At 41.3% G+C, this 19,860-nt stretch carries 17 protein-coding genes; 16 read left to right on the forward strand and 1 reads right to left on the reverse strand.

Annotated elements, in window-relative coordinates; all coding sequences use genetic code 11:
- Positions 1 to 21: 21 nt before the first annotated feature.
- The gene (locus BSO02S_RS14425; protein WP_066068489.1) at positions 22 to 1,734 is read right to left on the reverse strand and encodes an Rqc2 family fibronectin-binding protein; all 1,713 of its coding nucleotides are present in this window, start codon (positions 1,732 to 1,734) and stop codon (positions 22 to 24) included.
- A 178-nt stretch (positions 1,735 to 1,912) separates the two neighbouring features.
- Between BSO02S_RS14425 and BSO02S_RS14430 the strand changes: the two genes are divergently transcribed.
- The 16 genes from BSO02S_RS14430 to BSO02S_RS14505 all read left to right on the forward strand — a co-directional run bounded on the left by BSO02S_RS14430 (position 1,913) and on the right by BSO02S_RS14505 (position 19,781).
- A complete protein-coding gene (locus BSO02S_RS14430) occupies positions 1,913 to 4,591 on the forward strand; it encodes a calcium-translocating P-type ATPase, SERCA-type (RefSeq protein WP_066068491.1) in 2,679 nt (892 codons plus the stop codon).
- A 103-nt stretch (positions 4,592 to 4,694) separates the two neighbouring features.
- Complete coding sequence (locus BSO02S_RS14435; protein ID WP_066068494.1) at positions 4,695 to 5,570, forward strand: YicC/YloC family endoribonuclease; 876 nt, start codon at positions 4,695 to 4,697, stop codon at positions 5,568 to 5,570.
- 59 nt (positions 5,571 to 5,629) lie between these two features.
- A complete protein-coding gene (remA, locus tag BSO02S_RS14440; RefSeq protein WP_066068779.1) occupies positions 5,630 to 5,893 on the forward strand; it encodes an extracellular matrix/biofilm regulator RemA in 264 nt (87 codons plus the stop codon).
- 11 nt (positions 5,894 to 5,904) lie between these two features.
- Positions 5,905 to 6,519 carry a guanylate kinase gene (gmk, locus tag BSO02S_RS14445; RefSeq protein WP_066068496.1) on the forward strand — a complete coding sequence of 205 codons (615 nt, stop codon included), beginning with the start codon at positions 5,905 to 5,907 and terminating at the stop codon, positions 6,517 to 6,519.
- A gap of 1 nt (position 6,520) precedes the next feature.
- Positions 6,521 to 6,739 carry a DNA-directed RNA polymerase subunit omega gene (rpoZ, locus tag BSO02S_RS14450; RefSeq protein WP_066068501.1) on the forward strand — a complete coding sequence of 73 codons (219 nt, stop codon included), beginning with the start codon at positions 6,521 to 6,523 and terminating at the stop codon, positions 6,737 to 6,739.
- 200 nt (positions 6,740 to 6,939) lie between these two features.
- Entirely contained in the window at positions 6,940 to 8,163 is a 1,224-nt protein-coding gene (gene coaBC, locus BSO02S_RS14455; protein ID WP_066068504.1) for a bifunctional phosphopantothenoylcysteine decarboxylase/phosphopantothenate--cysteine ligase CoaBC, read from the forward strand.
- Positions 8,150 to 10,561, forward strand: coding sequence for a primosomal protein N' (gene priA, locus BSO02S_RS14460; protein WP_066068506.1), 2,412 nt, complete (start codon positions 8,150 to 8,152; stop codon positions 10,559 to 10,561). The genes coaBC and priA overlap by 14 nt, the downstream gene beginning before the upstream one ends.
- A 121-nt stretch (positions 10,562 to 10,682) precedes the next feature.
- Complete coding sequence (gene def / locus BSO02S_RS14465; RefSeq protein WP_066068508.1) at positions 10,683 to 11,168, forward strand: peptide deformylase; 486 nt, start codon at positions 10,683 to 10,685, stop codon at positions 11,166 to 11,168.
- Positions 11,165 to 12,109: a methionyl-tRNA formyltransferase gene (gene fmt / locus BSO02S_RS14470; protein ID WP_066068511.1), complete on the forward strand. Its 945-nt coding sequence runs from the start codon at positions 11,165 to 11,167 to the stop codon at positions 12,107 to 12,109. Before def ends, fmt begins: the two co-directional genes overlap by 4 nt.
- Position 12,110: 1 nt before the next feature.
- Entirely contained in the window at positions 12,111 to 13,457 is a 1,347-nt protein-coding gene (gene rsmB, locus BSO02S_RS14475; protein ID WP_066068514.1) for a 16S rRNA (cytosine(967)-C(5))-methyltransferase RsmB, read from the forward strand.
- A 156-nt stretch (positions 13,458 to 13,613) separates the two neighbouring features.
- On the forward strand, positions 13,614 to 14,705 hold the full coding sequence (gene rlmN / locus BSO02S_RS14480) for a dual-specificity RNA methyltransferase RlmN (protein ID WP_066068516.1): 1,092 nt from the start codon (positions 13,614 to 13,616) through the stop codon (positions 14,703 to 14,705).
- A gap of 5 nt (positions 14,706 to 14,710) precedes the next feature.
- Positions 14,711 to 15,469, forward strand: coding sequence for a Stp1/IreP family PP2C-type Ser/Thr phosphatase (locus tag BSO02S_RS14485; protein WP_066068782.1), 759 nt, complete (start codon positions 14,711 to 14,713; stop codon positions 15,467 to 15,469).
- Positions 15,466 to 17,445, forward strand: a complete 1,980-nt coding sequence (pknB, locus tag BSO02S_RS14490; protein WP_066068518.1) for a Stk1 family PASTA domain-containing Ser/Thr kinase — start codon at positions 15,466 to 15,468, stop codon at positions 17,443 to 17,445. The genes BSO02S_RS14485 and pknB overlap by 4 nt, the downstream gene beginning before the upstream one ends.
- Positions 17,446 to 17,546: 101 nt before the next feature.
- A complete protein-coding gene (gene rsgA / locus BSO02S_RS14495) occupies positions 17,547 to 18,428 on the forward strand; it encodes a ribosome small subunit-dependent GTPase A (RefSeq protein WP_066068521.1) in 882 nt (293 codons plus the stop codon).
- Between the two features lie 2 nt (positions 18,429 to 18,430).
- Positions 18,431 to 19,075 (forward strand): ribulose-phosphate 3-epimerase, encoded by a 645-nt coding sequence (gene rpe / locus BSO02S_RS14500; RefSeq protein ID WP_066068524.1) that lies wholly within the window; start codon positions 18,431 to 18,433, stop codon positions 19,073 to 19,075.
- A 61-nt stretch (positions 19,076 to 19,136) separates the two neighbouring features.
- The gene (locus BSO02S_RS14505; RefSeq protein ID WP_066068527.1) at positions 19,137 to 19,781 is read left to right on the forward strand and encodes a thiamine diphosphokinase; all 645 of its coding nucleotides are present in this window, start codon (positions 19,137 to 19,139) and stop codon (positions 19,779 to 19,781) included.
- Positions 19,782 to 19,860: the final 79 nt, after the last annotated feature.

Raw genomic sequence — 19,860 nt, forward strand, 5'->3', positions numbered from 1 at the left:
GAATGTAGGCATCCTCTTTTACTAATTTTTCTTCAACATTAGTACCAATTCTTCATCCGGCGTAACATAAACCGTCTGCTGATTGTCATAAATCACAAATCCCGGCTTGGCGCCGCTAGGTTTTTTAACATGACGAACTTTCGTGAAATCAACTGGTACGGAGCTAGAGTTCCGTGCTTTACTATAATATGCAGCCAAAACAGCTGCCTCCCGAATGGTTTCATCTGCTGGTTCTTTGCTGCGAATTACGACGTGGGATCCCGGAATATCCTTCGTATGGAACCAAATTTCATCCCTTGCCGCAAGCTTATTGGTTAAATAATCATTTTGCTTATTATTTTTTCCGACGATGATCTCGGTCCCATCTGTAGCAATAAAGTGATCCAAAACCGGTTTTGCATTTTGAAGCTTCTTTACTTTCCGTTTCTGGCGTTCGCGAATATAACCGCCCTCGACTAGCTCCTCGCGAATCTCTTGAATATCCTTCGGTGAGGCCGCCTGTACTTGCTGCTGTAAATTATCAAAGTAAGCTACCTCAGCCAAGGCGAGATCAATTTGCTCAACGACAACAGCAACCGCATTTTTTGCCTTTTGGTATTTGGAGAAATATTTTTGGGCATTTTCAGATGGCGTTTTCCTAGGATCCAGTGGAATCGTAATCGTTCCGCCTAATTCATCATAATAGTTGAGAACTTCGATTTCCTTCATTCCCTTTTTTGCTGCATAAATATTGGCGGTTAACAGCTCACCAAAACGCTGATATTGATCAGCTCGCTCTGCTTCTTTTAACGTGTCCTCAAGCTTCGAAATTTTCTTTTCATTTTTTTCCTTTTCATTCCCAATAAATCGTTCAATGTCATTTCCTTGCTGTTTCACCCGGTCGCGTTCCGCCTTGCCAAAATAATAGCGGTCAAGCATTTCACTAATCGTAGAGAAGGTCTTTATTTCTCCCTTTAAATGCTCGAGCGGGAAAAGATAATAAGCGTCCTTGCCGCCTGATGAGATGATGGCAGGAGAAATATCCCCTGATTCCACCTTTTTAATCAAACGAATAAACGTCTCTGGTACGGTCGTTCGATTGGCAAGGCCGCTTTGGAAAATAACTTCCTTTGCGAAAAGCGGCGAGGTACCTGCAAAATGCTCGACTAGCTGCCGGTCTAGCTTGCCGCCATTAAAATCGACACTTCGTAAAACGTCCTCTTCCGAAGCCATGAATGGATATTGCTTGTTTTGCGCAGGAGGAAATACGTATGGCTGCCCCGGCAAAATGGCTCTAAAGCTATTTACGGCAAAGGAGATATGCTTGATGCTATCAAGAATAACATTGCGCGTTTTATCAACGATAATAATATTGCTATGTCTGCCCATAATTTCAATGATCAGCTGTTTATAGCTAATATCGCCGATTTCATTTCTGCCTTTAATTTCAAAAATGATCATCCGGTCTGTTTCTACCTGATATAAATCCTCTAATATATAGCCCTCGATATGCTTTCTGAGCAGCATACAGAACATCGGCGGTTCACTTGGATTATCATAGGCTTCATTGGTGAGCTGAACCCTTGCGTAGCTTGGGTGTGCTGATAATAATAGCTTTTGATTTACCCCGTTTGCACGAATGGTGAGAATTACCTCATTTTTATAAGGTTGATGAACCTTGTTTATCCGTCCGCCCTTAAGGGAACGAACAAGCTCATCGACCATTGCTTTTGTAAATAAACCATCAAATGACATGGAAAACATCCTTTTCTACATACATATATATTAATTATAGCTTACTTAATTAATCCCTGTCTTATTTTACCCTTCAACTTTGGAAGTTTCACTTAATCATAGCATTTTTTTGGACGACCCTGAATAAGCTTTCCTTAGAGCGAGTCTCTTACAATTAAGGGGGAAGTGAGATGGTCGGATGAAATTCCATGAAATGAAGATAGAACAAGTAGAAAAGGCCTTAGAAACCGACTTTTCTTCTGGATTATCACAGGAAGAAGTAAAGAAACGCATTGCTGAGCATGGGCATAATGAATTGGACGAAGGAGAAAAGCAATCAGCTTTACTCTTATTTTTTAGTCAATTTAAAGATTTTATGGTCTTAGTACTCTTAGCCGCTACCTTGATTTCCGGCTTGCTTGGCGAATATATCGATGCGATTGCCATTATTGCGATCGTTATTATTAATGGTATCCTTGGGTTTTATCAGGAACGGCGGGCAGAAAAATCGCTGGCAGCGTTAAAGGAATTGTCCGCGCCCCATGTAGCAGTACTCAGAGACGGTAAATGGATTAAGGTTCCTTCGAAAGAAATTGTCATCGGAGATATCCTCAAGTTTGTCAGCGGCGACAGGATTGGTGCTGATGTCCGTGTGATTGAATCCAAAAGTTTAGAAATAGAAGAGTCGGCCCTTACTGGTGAGTCTGTTCCTGTTTCAAAGCATATCGACTGCCTAACAAATCCCAACCCGGGAATTGGCGATATGGAGAATATCGCCTTTATGGGCACGATGATTACGAGGGGAAGCGGTCATGGGGTTGTCATTGCGACCGGGATGAAAACAGCCATGGGGCAAATTGCCGATTTACTCCAAAATGCCCAGGCGCAAGACACACCATTGCAGCGCCGTTTAGAACAGTTGGGGAAAATTTTAATAACCGTTGCATTGCTGTTGACAGTACTTGTGGTTGTGGTCGGTATTTTACGGGGACACGAGATATATGAGATGTTTTTAGCGGGTGTTTCCCTTGCAGTGGCAGCCATCCCAGAAGGACTGCCGGCGATTGTGACCGTAGCATTATCACTCGGTGTTCAAAAAATGATCAAAAAAAATGCGATTGTCAGGAAGCTGCCGGCAGTTGAAACCCTAGGCTGTGCGTCGGTCATATGTTCTGATAAAACAGGGACGATGACACAAAACAAAATGACCGTTACCCATTTATGGAGCGGGGGAAATACGTGGACAGTCGACGGGGTAGGGTATCAGCCGCAGGGTCACTTTTACCAAAATGACCGTAATGTTCACCTTAAAGATGAGAAAGCATTACAGCAAATGCTGATTTTCGGAATGTTATGTAATCATTCGGATTTGGTCAAAAAGGAAGATGATTTCATTCTTGATGGCGATCCCACCGAAGGGGCACTGCTGGTAAGTGCGATGAAAGCAGGCTTTAATCGTCAAAAATTGCTAACTGAATTCACCATCATCAATGAATTTCCTTTCGATTCTGCCCGAAAAATGATGAGTATTCATGTAAAGGACAAACAAGGCCGGCACTTTATTATCACAAAAGGTGCACCGGATGTTATTTTAGGTAAAAGTGAATCGGTTCTTTGGGATGGACGGACACAACTTTTAAATAAAGAGACGCAAATTAAGGTTCAGGATTCAATTGATAATCTTGCTGCACAGGCGCTTAGAACCATTGCGATTGCCTTTAAGCCAATCCCGGCTAATACCATCATCCTAAGCGAACAAGAAGCAGAGAAAAAGTTAACGTTTATTGGTGTGCAGGGAATGATTGACCCGCCAAGACCTGAAGTGAAAAAGGCTGTAAAGGAATGTAAGGAAGCGGGTATTAAAACTGTGATGATAACTGGTGACCATGTGATTACGGCAAAGGCGATTGCCTCAAAGCTAGGAATAATGACAAACAAAAGCAAGGTGCTCGATGGGAATGGGTTAGCTGATATGTCGGTGGAAGAGCTCGAAGATGTGGTCGATGACGTGGCTGTTTTCGCCAGGGTTTCACCAGAGCATAAATTGAAAATTGTCAAAGCATTACAAAATAGAGGACATATCGTGGCAATGACGGGTGATGGAGTGAATGATGCCCCAGCTATTAAAGCAGCAGATATTGGAGTAGCGATGGGGATAACCGGAACAGATGTCGCCAAAGAAGCTTCAGCACTTATCTTGTTAGACGATAATTTTGCTACAATTAAGGATGCGATTGTAGAGGGTAGAAACATTTACGAAAATATCCGCAAATTTGTACGCTACCTATTAGCATCCAATGTAGGTGAAATTTTGGTGATGTTGTTTGCCATGATTTTAGCACTGCCGCTGCCACTTGTACCCATTCAAATACTGTGGGTAAATCTGGTTACCGACGGCTTGCCGGCCATGGCACTTGGTCTCGACCGTCCAGAGGATGATGTGATGAAGCGAAACCCGCGTAGCCCGAATGAAGGTATTTTTTCACGCGGATTAGGCTGGAAAGTAGTCTCCCGTGGATTTTTAATTGGTATTGTAACATTACTTGCATTTATCATCGTTTACCATAACGATCCGACACAACTTCCATATGCCCAAACGGTGGCTTTTGCCACACTCGTTATGGCCCAGCTTATTCATGTTTTTGATTGCCGCAGTGAAAAGTCAGTCCTTTCAAGAAACCCATTTGGGAATCCATATCTTATTGGGGCTGTTATTTCATCGCTCGTTTTAATGGTTGGGGTGATTTATTTGCCAGCATTGCAGCCGATTTTTCATACAGTTCCAGTCGCTGCTAAAGATTGGCTCCTGATTATCGGGCTTTCAGCTGTTCCAACTTTTTTACTAGCGGGATCATTTTTGTTAAGAAAAACAAAATAAAGTGTGTTATAATCCAAAAGGTAATAGAAAAACTCTATTACCTTTTGCCTTTTTACAAAAGTAAAATTCACGATCCATTTTTCATAGATTGGATGTGCAAGTGATGGTTATTAGTATGACAGGCTTTGGAAGAGGTAGGTCAGAATCGGATTCCTTCTCTGTAAATGTGGAAGTGAAAACAGTAAACCACCGTTTTTGCGAAATGAATATCCGAATGCCGAGGCGGCTTTTAAAAATTGAAGATAAAATAAAAAAGAAACTGACCCAGCATATCCGTCGTGGCCGGGTTGAGGTGTACGTAAGCTTAGAAGGTGATGGTGTCGTAACCCGCACAGTCCATGTTGACTGGAAATTGATTGAGGAATATTACCAATTTATTAAGCAGGCACGGGAAAGATACGATATTGAAGGGACCGTCACACTTCAGGATTTGCTAAGCCGAAGTGAACTTTTACATATTGAAGAAAGTGAAGTTGGCAATGAAGAGCTTGAGAATTTAGTTCTTAACGCTGCAGAGGATGCAGTTATTTTATTAAAACAAATGCGGGTGGCTGAAGGAGAAGAATTAAAAAAGGATTTGCTTACCTCCATAGCTCATTTAGAAACAACGATGATTGAACTCCAGAAGTATGCACCACACGTTGTTCAATCATTTAAAGAGCGTTTAACGAAAAGGATGCAGGAGTTCGTCAATGGACAAATCGACGAAGCAAGAATTTTAATAGAGGCAGCGGTTTTTGCTGATAAAGCGGATATTAATGAAGAAATGACAAGGTTGAAAAGTCACACCCAACAATTCAAAGAAGCGCTAAAAAGCCAAGAACCTATTGGGAGGAAACTTGACTTTCTCGTTCAAGAAATGAATAGAGAAGCAAACACAATCGGTTCAAAGGCAAATGATTCAAACATTGCAAAGAAAGTAGTAGAAATAAAAAGTATCCTTGAGAAGTTGAAGGAACAGGTTCAAAATATTGAATAGCATTGTTTAGAAAAGGTTTGACACGGCCAAAATATATTATTGATGATTGGATGATGACGATGTCGATTAAATTAATAAATATTGGATTTGGAAATATCGTTTCTGCCAATCGGATTATCTCAATTGTCAGCCCTGAATCTGCACCAATAAAGAGAATTATCCAAGATGCCCGCGACAGGGGATCATTGATTGACGCTACATACGGAAGACGTACACGTGCAGTGATTGTTATGGATAGCGACCATGTAATTTTATCAGCTGTACAGCCAGAAACAGTGGCACATCGCTTGTCGGACCGTGATGAAACTATTGATGAAGGGTAGGATATTTGAACATGCAGGAAAAAGGATTGCTGATTGTACTTTCTGGGCCATCCGGGGTTGGAAAAGGAACAGTTCGAAAAGAAATATTTTCACATCCAGATACAGCTTTTGAATACTCGATTTCAATGACTACGCGCTCACCTCGTGCCGGAGAAATAGATGGGGTCGATTATTTCTTTAAGTCAAAGGAAGAGTTCCAACAATTAATCGGGCAAGATAAGCTGTTAGAGTACGCTGAATTTGTCGGGAATTATTACGGGACTCCTGTTGATTATGTTCGTGAAACTCTGGATTCCGGTAAAGATGTCTTTTTAGAAATTGAAGTAAAGGGTGCCCGCCAGGTTCGTGAAAAGTTTCCCGAAGGGTTGTTTATTTTCCTCATGCCGCCAAGTCTGACTGAATTAAAAAACCGGATTGTGACAAGAGGAACGGAAACAGATGACATTATCCACAATCGAATGTTGTCTGCCCGTGAAGAAATTGAAATGATGGAATTATATGATTATGTCGTTGAAAATGACCAAGTCGAGCGGGCCTGTGAACGTGTCAAAGCAATTGTCACTGCTGAACATTGCCGCAGAGAACGCATAGAACATCGTTATAAAAAATTACTGGAGGTTGAATAAAATGTTATATCCTTCTATCGATTCATTGCTTGAAAAAATTGATTCTAAATACTCTCTTGTCTCCGTTGCAGCGAAACGTGCGCGTGCGATGTCGCAAGTAAAGGATGAGAGACTGCCAAAGTATGTTTCTTATAAGTATGTTGGGAAAGCACTTGAGGAAATTTACAGTGGTGAGCTTACCTATCGGATTTCCAAACAGGCAGAAGCAGCTACTGACTGATCAAAAAGATAATGAACATGAAGTAAACCGTGAAAGAAGGTCTGACGATAAAGGAAAACTCCTTACGTGTCAGCCTTTTTTATTTTGCTTTTACAATAGATGTTGATTTTTGTCGATTTTAAGTAGGAAAAAGATGAAAAATTGCTAGCTATCTAGCATAATAAAAAAGAGTTAGTGTTTTAAAAGTGAGGGATTAACTGATGATAAAGGATAAAAAGATATTAGTATGTGTTACAGGAGGTATAGCTGTTTATAAAGCAGCGGCGCTGACGAGTAAGCTTGTCCAAGCTGGTGCGCTGGTGAAGGTCATTTTAAGCGATTCAGCTGCGAAATTTGTTACCCCATTAACCTTTCAGGCATTATCCCGCAATGAAGTCTATACGGATACCTTTGACGAAAAAAATCCGCGTGTGATTGCCCATATTGATTTAGCGGATTGGGCAGATTTAATTCTTGTTGCGCCAGCAACGGCTAATACCATTGCCAAAATAGCCAATGGAATCGCCGATAATATGATTACCACTACATTGCTAGCTGCCGTTTCACCTGTTTGGATAGCCCCGGCGATGAATGTGCATATGTACGAACATCCCGCTGTGAAAAAGAATCTTGCCATTTTGGCCGACTATGGATATCAATTTATCGAACCTGGGGAAGGGTATCTTGCCTGCGGATATATTGGTAAAGGCCGCCTGGAGGAACCGGAGAAAATGGTTGAGTTGATTCAAGAATTTTTCAGGCATGACAATGTCCAACAACTAACGGGGAAGACAGTGGTCATTACAGCAGGACCGACCAGAGAAAAAATTGATCCTGTCCGTTTTATTTCCAATCATTCCACAGGGAAAATGGGGTATGCTCTCGCCGAAGAGGCGAAAAAACAGGGTGCTCATGTCATTTTAGTTTCGGGACCTGTTCACCTTCCCGCCCCTTCAGGGATAAATATGGTAAAAGTTGAGAGCGCGGAAGAAATGTACAATGCTGTTATGGGTTATTTTGACCTTGCTGATGTAGTGATTAAAACAGCAGCCGTTGCCGATTACCGCCCCAAAATCAGCTATGACCATAAGGTGAAAAAGCAGGCAGGTGACACGAGCATCGAACTGGAAAGAACGAAGGATATTTTGTTTGAACTGGGGAAAAGGAAGAATGGTCAGGTGCTCATAGGTTTTGCTGCTGAAACCGAAAAGGTTGAAGAATATGCAGGCAAAAAGCTAACCACTAAAAATGCTGATATGATTGTTGCCAATAATGTGAAAGCGGCTGGAGCGGGATTTGGGACAGATACAAACATTGTCACCCTCTTCAAACGTAATGGAACTGTTACCGAATTACCACTTATGTCAAAAAGTGCTGTTGCAAAAAGGATTATTGAGGAAATTACTTCTCTTCTGAAGGATATGGGTAAAAATGGAAATAGCTAGTGTGATTGTTGACGTTCCGACAAAGCAAACGGATCGAGCTTTTGATTATTTAATTCCGGAGGATTGGCGGGGAACGATTCAGCCAGGAATGCGAGTCATAGTTCCGTTTGGCCCAAGAAATATTCAAGGGTTTGTCACCGAGCTGAAATCCGAATCAGCCTTTAAAAAATTAAGAGAAATCATCGAACCCATGGATCTTAAGCCCGTTTTAAACCAGGAATTATTAGAGCTTGGTGACTGGCTGACTGAAAATACGCTCTGCTTTAAAATCTTCGCCTATCAGGTTATGCTGCCGGCAGCATTAAAGGCGAAATATGAAAAAAAAGTCAAGCTTTCTATAGGGATGGCAGTTGCCGATTTACCGATTCAGCTCCAGGGCTTTTTTGAAAACCAGGAGATGCTTGAATGGGAAGAAGCATTAAAAAAAGGAATTGTTCCCCTTTTACAAAGAGAGGCGGCAAAGGGCCATCTTGAAGTCATTTATGTGGTCAAAGAAAGGGTTAAGAAGAAACAGCGGAAATTTGTCCGCCCGCTTGTCACCCTTGATGAATTAAAAAAAGAAGTGGAACGCTTCCCGGCAAAGGCAGAAAAGCAAAAGTTAGTATTAAGCTATTTTGTCGAGCATTTTCAAGCTGTTGAATTAAGGGAGTTGACCTCAAATCTTAAAACCTCAGCAGCTACAGTGAAGGCCCTGGTTGAAAAAGGGATCCTTACTGAGTTTGAAATGGAGGTATACCGTGATCCATTTGAACATCGAACCTTCAAACGAACGAAACCATTACCATTAACGAATTCACAGCAAACGGCCATCGTGCCGATTTTAAATGCTATTGAAACAAATCGGCACGAGGTGTTTTTACTATATGGTGTTACGGGAAGCGGTAAAACTGAAATCTACCTGCAATCGATCCAGGAGATTATTGAGAAAGGTCAGGAAGCGATTGTACTAGTTCCGGAAATTTCGCTTACCCCACAGATGGTAAATCGCTTTAAAGGGAGATTTGGAGAACTAGTAGCGGTAATGCACAGTGGGTTATCGGCGGGCGAAAAATATGATGAGTGGCGTAAGATTCAACGCAAGGAAGTAAAAGTGGTTGTGGGAGCCAGATCTGCCATTTTTGCGCCGTTTGAGAATCTCGGGATTATTATCATTGATGAGGAGCATGAGACAAGCTATAAACAGGAGGAAATGCCGCGCTATCATGCCAGGGATGTAGCAATAGCAAGGGCAAAAACATACAGCTGTCCCGTTGTGCTTGGAAGTGCCACACCCTCACTCGAATCCTTTGCAAGGGCGCAAAAAAAGGTGTACCACCTTTTATCATTGCCAAGCCGAATGAACAATCAAACTCTTCCTTCCGTGGAAATCATTGATATGCGTGAGGAGCTTCGTGAAGGCAATCGCTCGATGTTTTCACGGAAGCTACTTGAAATGCTAAAAGACCGCCTTGAAAAAAAACAACAATCGGTATTATTTTTAAATAAGCGCGGTCATTCATCCTTTGTGATGTGTCGGGACTGCGGTTATGTGATGAATTGCCCGAATTGCGACATCTCGCTGACCTACCACCGTGTGAATGAACAAATGAAATGCCATTATTGCGGCTATGAAAGCTATGTACCAAAGCAGTGCCCTGAGTGCACAAGTGAGTATATACGTTATTTTGGAACAGGGACACAAAAGGTAGAGGATGAGCTTGGGAAAATTCTCCCTGAAGCCAGGGTCATTCGAATGGATGTCGATACAACGGGCCGAAAGGGTTCACATGAACGGCTATTAAATGATTTTCAAGAGGGCAAGGCCGATATATTATTAGGAACGCAAATGATTGCGAAGGGACTGGATTTTCCCAATATCACCCTAGTTGGTGTTCTATCCGCTGACACGATGCTCCATTTACCAGATTTCCGCGCGTCCGAAAAAACTTTTCAACTGCTAACACAAGTAAGCGGACGAGCCGGACGTCATCAATTGCCAGGTGAGGTTATTATTCAAACCTATACGCCTGAACACTATAGCGTAGAACTTGCGGGAACCCAAGATTATGATCTCTTTTATCAACATGAAATGATGATCCGAAAAACTCATCATTATCCGCCATTCTATTATCTTTCACTCATTACAGTCAGTCATGAGCAATTGATGACTGTTGTTTCGGCTACAGAGAAAATTGTTAATTATGTCCGCTCGCAAGTTTCCAAGGATGCAGTCGTTTTAGGACCTGCAGCCTCACCCGTAGCAAGGATTAATAATAGATATCGCTATCAATGTCTGATAAAATACAAACGGGAACCGAACCTTTCGAAAATATTGAAAACGATTCTTGACCAATATCAGAAAGATACGAAAAGCGGCTTACTGGTTTCGATTGATTTAAATCCCTATATCCTAATGTAATCTCCCAAGAATCAAGCTGGAAAAAGGTTATCATTTTGATTTTTGGGTGAAAATGAATAGTACCAATTTATAAAAAATTACACCTCTTATCATGAGGGCAGTATAAATGGAGGAACAGTCCTTGGCGATACGAGAAATTGTAATATACCCTGCCGAGATTCTTGAGCAAACATGCACGGCAGTGGTGAAATTTGACAAGAAACTTACAAGAGTGCTTGATGATATGTATGACACAATGATTGAATATGATGGGGTCGGACTTGCTGCTCCGCAAATTGGACTAGACGCTAGAATGGCCATAGTTGATATTGATGATGAATTGGGGACAATCGAGATGATTAACCCACAAATTTTGGAATCCTTCGGCGAGCAAACTGGACCAGAAGGCTGTTTAAGTTTTCCTGAACTATTTGGCGAAGTGACGAGGCCTAATTTTGTTAAGATTGAAGCATTTGACCGTAAAGGCAGGAGGTACACGCTCGAGGCTGAAGGTTTCTTAGCCAGAGCCATTCAACATGAAATCGATCATCTTGACGGAATTTTATTCACGACAAAAGTAACGAGATATCTTACGGAAGATGAGTTAAAAGGAGTAGAGAGTGAATGACGAAAATTGTTTTTATGGGCACACCTGATTTTTCAGTGCCAGTCCTTAGGCAAATCATCAATGATGGCTATGAGGTCATTGGGGTTGTAACCCAGCCGGATCGGCCGGTAGGCAGAAAAAGAGTGTTAACTCCGCCGCCGGTTAAGGTAGAGGCATTAAAACATGGAATCCCCGTCTTTCAACCTGAAAAAATCCGTCAAGAAAAAGAGCTTGAGGAAATCCTTTCATTAAATCCAGATTTAATTGTAACGGCCGCCTTTGGGCAAATTTTACCCAATAGGCTGTTAGAAGCTCCTAAATACGGCTGTATTAATGTCCATGCATCGCTATTACCGGAACTTCGCGGCGGTGCACCGATTCATTACGCGATCATTCAAGGGAAAAAGAAAACCGGTGTGACGATCATGTATATGGTTGAGAAATTGGATGCCGGTGATATTTTAACAAGTGTTGAAGTTCCCATCACAGAACAGGACAATGTGGGTACACTGCACGTAAAGTTAAGTGAGGCTGGGTCAAAGTTGTTATCCGAAACCTTGCCGTTCCTTCTGGAAGACAAACTTATTCCTAAACCGCAAAACAATGCTGAAGCAACGTTCGCAAGCAATATTAAGCGGGAACAGGAAAAGATTATCTGGTCGAATTCAGGGGAAGAAATCTATAATCAAATCCGTGGGCTAAACCCTTGGCCAGTTGCCTTTACAACGATAGATGGCCAGATATTAAAAATATGGCGGGCAGAAAAGGTTACCGGCTTAATGAGTCAAGGACCGGGAGCTATATTAAAAATAGAATCAGATGGCATTACGGTCGGCACTGGTGACCAGACAGCTATTAAATTTCAAGAAGTACAGCCTTCCGGGAAAACAAAAATGACGTGTGAGCAATTTTTGCGGGGCGCTGGCTCGAAAATAACATTAGACAGCAAGCTGGGGGAATAAGATGACGGCGCCAAAAAGAAATGTCCGTGAAACCGCAATGGATCTACTAGTAGCCATTGAGAAAAACCAATCCTATAGCAATTTGCTCCTTAACAGCACGATTGAAAAACATGAACTGCCTGCAAAAGACGTCGGATTACTGACAGAATTGACATATGGCACATTGCAAAGACGAATGGCGTTAGACTATTTTTTAAAGCCCTTCATAAAAAATAGTAAAAAGCTTGAGAATTGGATTCACCATTTATTAAGACTCACCCTTTATCAAATGATTTACCTTGATCGAATACCGGACAGAGCAGCGATTTATGAAGCGGTAGAAATTGCTAAAAAACGCGGTCATAAAGGGATTGCTAGTTTGGTTAACGGGGTGCTCCGCAGCATTCAGCGCGAAGGGCTTCCATCCTTGGAGGAAGTTTCTGATCCTAGCGTTAGATTAGCGATTGAAACTAGTCATCCCGAATGGCTTGTCACTAGATGGGTAAACCAATTTGGCTTCGATAAAACGAAAGAAATGTGTGAAATTAATTTAACCGCACCGTTACAGACAGCAAGAGTAAATCTCACAAAAATTTCTCGAGATGAATGTATAGTGCTTTTAGAGGAGGAAGGCTTTCAAATTGAAAAAAGCCCAATTATTCCTGAGGCTATCAGGTCGATAAAGGGGAATTTAGCCGCATCCTCTGCCTTTAAATCAGGAATGTTTACGATTCAAGACGAAAGCTCGATGCTCGCCGCCTATGCATTAGGTGGTGAACAAGAAGACTTGGTCCTCGATGCCTGTGCGGCACCAGGAGGAAAAAGTACTCATATTGCTGAAAAAATGGACAATACGGGTGAAGTGATATCGATTGATCTTCACGAGCACAAGGTAAAATTAATCAATGATAATGCCCGCCGTTTAGGGTTAAACAAGATTAAGACCATCGCAATGGATTCTAGACTTTTACAGGAAAAGTTTGCGGATGAAACATTCGATCGGGTACTGCTCGACGCACCGTGCTCCGGTCTTGGTGTGATGAGGAGAAAACCTGATATGAAATATACGAAAACAGAAAAGGATATCGAGCGGTTAAGCGGTATTCAGCAAAAGCTATTAACATCCGTTTCTCCCTTAGTGAAAAAGGGCGGTATTCTCGTCTACAGCACATGTACTGTCGATAAAGAGGAAAATGAACAAACGGTCATGACATTTTTGGAAAATTATCCTGAGTTTGAAGCGGATTTATCATTCAAGAATCGGATGCCTGAAGCGATTCAACCACTCATCAATGGTTTTGACCTCCAAATTTTCCCTCAGGATTTTGGCTCTGATGGGTTTTATATTGCAGTATTAAGAAAAGCGTAAGCGGCCATTTAGCGCACGACTAACTGGAGCGCTTCGACTGAGATAAAGGAAACACGGAGAGCGAAAGCGATTCGATGTTGACTTATCGTAGGGAGGAGGGCGAAGTACACTAGTCGCTGGCCGCCGAAGCTAGACAATAGAAAGAAGGTGTAACAGTTGGAACAATTGAATACAACTGAGACAAACACAAAATCGGACATAAAGAAAAAATCTATCTACTCTTTAGAGCTTCACGAATTAAAAAACTGGCTCTCTGAAAATGAGGAAAAGCCATTTCGGGCCGAGCAAATTTTCGATTGGCTTTATAAAAAGCGAATAACCGCATTTGAAGATATGAGCAATGTTGCAAAAAGCTTGCGAGATAAACTTGACGAACATTTTCAACTGACAACCCTAAATACTGCTATTCAACAAACATCTGCTGACGGAACGATAAAGTTTCTGTTTGAATTACATGATGGCTATTCAATCGAAACCGTCCTCATGCGCCATGATTATGGAAATTCCGTCTGTGTAACGACGCAGGTTGGCTGCCGGATTGGCTGTACCTTCTGTGCCTCAACACTTGGTGGCTTAAAAAGGCATTTAGAAGCAGGCGAGATTGTTGCACAGGTTGTCAAAGTACAACAGGTACTTGATGAAACAGACGAGCGGGTTGATTCCGTGGTAATCATGGGGATTGGTGAGCCGTTTGATAACTACGATAATATGATGTCATTTTTAAAAATTATTAATCATGACAAAGCACTTAATATTGGGGCACGGCATATCACCGTCTCAACAAGTGGAATTGTTCCAAAAATCTATCAGTTCGCTGATGAAAAAATGCAAATCAACTTTGCTATTTCCCTCCATGCCCCGAATACAGAATTACGGTCAAGGTTAATGCCGATTAACAAAGCATATAAACTTGATGACTTAATGAAAGCAGTAAGGTATTATATCGATAAGACAGGTCGCCGGATAAGCTTTGAATATGGTCTTTTTGGCGGGGTAAACGATTCCACTGAGCATGCGGAAGAATTAGCAGCCCTCTTAAAGGATATTAAGTGCCATGTGAATCTTATTCCAGTTAATTATGTCCCTGAAAGAGACTATGTTCGAACACCTAGAGATAAAATTTTTGCATTTGAAAAAACACTAAAAAATCGAGGAATTAATGTAACCATTCGCCGTGAGCAGGGGTCAGATATAGATGCAGCATGCGGGCAGCTTCGAGCAAAGGAGCGAAAAGAGGAGACGAGGTGACAAAAGTGAAGGCTGTTTTTAAAACGGACCAAGGTAAAGTTCGCCAGAATAATGAAGATAGCGGGGGGACTTTTGTAAATCAAGATGGACATCTTCTAGCCATTGTAGCAGATGGAATGGGTGGTCACCGAGCCGGTGATGTGGCCAGTCAAATGACATTATCACATTTACAAAAAATGTGGGAGCAATCTGAAGGGATTCAAACCGCTGATCAAGCCGGAGCATGGCTGAAAACCCATGTTCTCCAGGTGAATCGATTATTGTTTGAACATTCCAAAAGCAATCAGGAATGTGAAGGAATGGGTACTACCATTGAGGCAGTGATTGCTACAGATCATTTTACAACTATTGCCCATGTAGGCGACAGTCGTTGTTACATCTTAAATGATTCTGGATTTAAGCAGCTAACTGAAGATCATACGCTCGTCAATGAATTAGTCCGAACTGGACAAATCACAAAAGAAGATGCAGAGCATCACCCTAGGAAAAACTGGATCTTAAGGGCATTGGGAACAGAAAAAGACGTGAAAATTGATATCAAAACAATCATGTTCGAAGAAGGGGATTTTCTCCTTCTTTGCTCTGATGGATTGTCAAATAAAGTTAGCGACAATGTAATGGTTCAAATTCTTCAAAATGAAGATTCGCTGGAACAAAAGGCTTCATCATTTGTTAACATCGCAAACGAAAATGGTGGAGAAGACAACATCACCCTGATTATATTAGAGTTTGTTGATGAAATTGAATTGGGTGATGATAAGTGATTATTGGGAAAAGAATAAGCGGCCGCTATAAAGTTCTTGAAATGATTGGCGGAGGCGGGATGGCAAATGTTTATTTAGCGCATGATATGATTTTGGACAGAGATGTTGCCGTAAAAATGCTGCGCCTCGATTTTGCCAATGATGAGGAATTCATTCGACGCTTTCATAGAGAAGCACAATCCGCTACTAGTCTTGCCCATCCCAATATCGTAAGTATTTATGATGTTGGTGAAGAGGATTCCCTATACTATATTGTCATGGAATATGTGCATGGGCAAACCTTAAAGCAATACATACAACAGCATTCATCATTAAGGGTAGATGAAGCACTAGATATTATGATGCAATTAACTTCGGCTATTTCAAATGCTCATCATAATCATATTATTCATCGGGATATAAAGCCGCATAATATATTAATTGATGGTAATGGTAATGTGAAAATTACTGATTTTGGAATTGCAATGGCTTTGAGTGCTACAAGTATCACTCAAACGAATTCTGTATTAGGTTCCGTCCATTATTTATCGCCAGAACAAGCCCGTGGCGGAATGGCCAATCGAAAATCCGATATTTATTCACTTGGGATTGTCATGTTTGAAATTTTAACAGGCAGACTTCCGTTTTCTGGGGAATCAGCTGTTTCTATTGCCTTGAAGCATCTCCAATCGGAAACACCTTCTGTCAGAAGATGGAATCCAAACATACCGCAAAGCGTCGAGAATATTGTCTTAAAAGCAACAGCAAAGGACTCGTTTCATCGTTATAATAGTGTCGATGAAATGGAGGAGGATTTAAGGACGGCCCTTGATCCAGAGAGAATGAATGAACCCAAGTTTGTTATTCCGATTGATAATGAAGCAACGAAGGCAATCCCAGTAATAACCGATGAGCGTCCTCTTAAAAATTTCGATGAAACATTAGTTCATAGTACTGATAAAATAGGGCCAGCCAATAAGAAAGCAGCAAAAAAGGCCAAAAAAAGTAATAAAAAACGAAAAAAGTGGCCAATTGTGTTAATATCGACATTCTTTGCACTCGTCATTCTTGGTGTATTATCAGTTGTTTTTTTACCTGGATTATTGTCTCCAAAGGATATTAAAATTCCTGATGTAAGTGGAATGGATGAAGTTGATGCGATTTCCAAGCTAGAACTAACAGGACTAATGGCAGGGAAAAAAATCGAGATAACCGATAATAAAGTGGAGAAAGGCAAGGTCATTAAGACAGACCCCGAAATTGGCAGTACCGTAAAAGAAAATGGGAAAGTTGATTTATATATTAGTTCTGGAAAAGAAAAGTATGAACTATCAGATTATGAGGGGCGCCTCTACGAGGATGTAATCCGCTTACTCGAGAATAGAAATTTTAAAGATATTAAGAAAACTGACCAGAACGATGACAGTGAGCCAGGGACAATTATTAGTCAAAATCCACCTGGCGGTGAAGAGGTCGTTCCCGAGGATACAGTCTTAGAGTTTGTTGTCAGTAAAGGGCCAGAAAAAATTGTCTTAAAGGACTTAACACAATATAGCTTAAAAGGTGCTCAGGATTACGTTTCAATGGTAGGGCTGACCTTAGATTCCACACAAGAAAAATACGATGAAGAAATCCCTGCCGGCATGGTAATTTCCCAATCACCGAAGCAGGGGGCTGAATTGAAAAAGGGAGACAAGGTGACAGTCGTTATTTCAAAGGGAAAAGAAGATAAACCGCCAAAAAGATTTGTCAAAGATATAACGATTGAATATGTCCCAGATGTAACAGGAGAGCCCGGTCAAAAACAGGAGGTTCTTATCTATATTGAGGATATGAACCATAGTATGACAGAACCTGCTGAGACATTTGAAATAACGGAGACTAAAAAAATTCCAATTGAACTTCTTATTCCATTCGGAAAGAAAGCAGGCTACAGAGTTATTCGTGACAGCACGGTCATTGCCCAAGAAGTAATCAATTACGATGATGTGGAATGAGCAAAGCCATTCCATGCTATGCATAAAGAATGGCTGACAATAAAGAGTATCTTTAGGGTAAATTAAGCCTTTGAGAAAATGAATAGGCAGGGAGTGTGGCTATGCCTGAAGGAAAAATTATCAAAGCTTTAAGCGGCTTTTATTATGTTCTTGTTGACGGGGAATTAATCCAATGCCGTGGACGAGGGGTATTTAGAAAAAATAATATTACCCCTCTTGTTGGTGATGAGGTAGTTTTCCAAGCCGAAAATAACTTGGAAGGGTACATTATGGAAGTGAAAGAACGCAGAAATGAATTGTTCCGACCGCCTATTGCTAATGTAGACCAAGCGATACTGGTTTTTTCTGCTGTTGAGCCGGATTTCAGTACCGTGCTGCTCGATCGTTTTTTGGTTTTGGTTGAATTTAATCATATCGAACCATTAATTTGTATCACCAAGATGGACCTTACGAACAATGAGCAAAAGCAGAGGTTGGAAGCCCATAAGGAGCAGTATAAAGCGGCTGGATATGAAGTAATTCTCACTTCTTCCGAAACAGAAGGAGGAATAGAACAGTTATATCCGCATGTGGAAAATAAAATTTCTGTGTTTGCCGGCCAATCGGGTGTCGGGAAGTCTTCATTGCTTAATGTTCTTCGGCCTGATCTTGAACTTAAAACAGATGATATTTCCTCCCATCTAGGCCGCGGGAAGCATACGACAAGACATGTTGAGCTCATTAAGATTGGTAACGGACTAATTGCCGATACACCAGGATTCAGCTCATTAGAATTCACCGGTATTGAAGCGGAGGCATTGACATCCTGCTTTCCAGAATTACAGAAGGCGAGCGAGAATTGTAAATTCCGTGGCTGCTTCCATATAAGTGAGCCAAAATGCGGTGTCAAACAATCCGTTGAATCGGGGGAAATCCCAGACTATCGTTACCAGCATTATGTGGATTTCCTCCAGGAAATAAAAGATAGAAAGCCGAGGTATTAAGCATGGTGAAAATAGCACCTTCGATTCTTTCAGCCGATTTTTCAAAATTGGGGGAAGAAATTTTAGCAGTGGAGAGAGGGGGAGCAGATTACATTCATATTGATGTCATGGATGGTCACTTTGTCCCAAATATCACGATTGGACCACTGATTGTGGAAGCCATTCGCCCGATAACAAAGCTGCCGCTGGATGTGCACTTGATGATTGAAAACCCTGATCAATATATTGAAGCGTTTGTCAAGGCCGGGGCTGATTATATTACCGTTCATGTCGAGGCGTGCCGACATCTTCATCGTACCATCCAAAATATTAAATCGTATGGAATCAAGGCGGGTGTGGTGTTAAATCCAGCTACACCAGTAGACTCGATTCAACACATCATTGGGGAGATTGATATGGTGTTATTAATGTCAGTCAATCCCGGGTTTGGCGGCCAAAAATTCATTCCTGAGGTTCTTCCAAAAATAAGAAAAGTGAAAGAATTGGCGAACCAAAAAGGGGTAGCTCTGGAAATTGAAATTGATGGCGGCGTCAATCCGGAAACGGCAAAACTGTGCATGGAAGCTGGTGCGACGGTACTGGTCGCAGGCTCAGCGATTTATAATCAAACGAATTACGCAAATGCCATATCGTTAATAAGAGGTTAGTGAAAAGAAAGTCGGCATAATTGCCCGGCTTTTTTTGCCTATTGTAAAGGGGAAGAGTGTTTTGATTATCAATATTCTCGCCGGTGGTCCTGAAGACCTTTTACCTAAGTTGACTGATTTTGCTGAAAATGCTGTCTGGGTGGGAGTGGATCGCGGGGTCTTTCATCTGTTAAAAAGAGACATAAAGCCAGTGATTGCTTTTGGGGATTTCGATTCTGTTTCGCAAGAAGAATTAACATTCATTGAAGGTGAAGTAACAGAATTGAAGCGCTATAAACCTGAAAAGGATGAAACGGATATGGAGCTGGCCCTCAATTGGGCAATAGATCAGAATCCTAAAATAATCCGCTTGTTTGGAGCAACCGGGGGCAGACTCGATCATTTGTTTGCTAATGTTCACCTTTTGCTGAATTCTTCAAAAGTAAAGAACACAGCTGAAATCTTTTTAATTGACCGCCAAAATATTGTCTTTCTAAAAGAACCCGGGACCTATAAAGTTGAAAAAAGTCCTTATGAAAAATATATTTCTTTTGTTCCTTTAACGCTAAATGTTTCCAATCTTACCCTTGAAGGCTTTAAATTTCCATTGAAGAACCGTCATATTTCACTTGGGTCAACGCTATGTATTAGTAATGAACTTATTAGTGATTATGGTACTTTTTCATTTTCTGAAGGCATATTAATAGTGATAAGAAGTCATGATTAATATGTTAACTTGTAGCTGATTTCGTTCGTTTGAATAATATGTTAAGGCGTTCGAAAAAAGTTGAAATGAATAAGCTGTG

The sequence above is a fragment of the Neobacillus soli NBRC 102451 genome (assembly GCF_001591665.1).
Lineage (GTDB): Bacteria > Bacillota > Bacilli > Bacillales > Cytobacillaceae > Neobacillus > Neobacillus soli.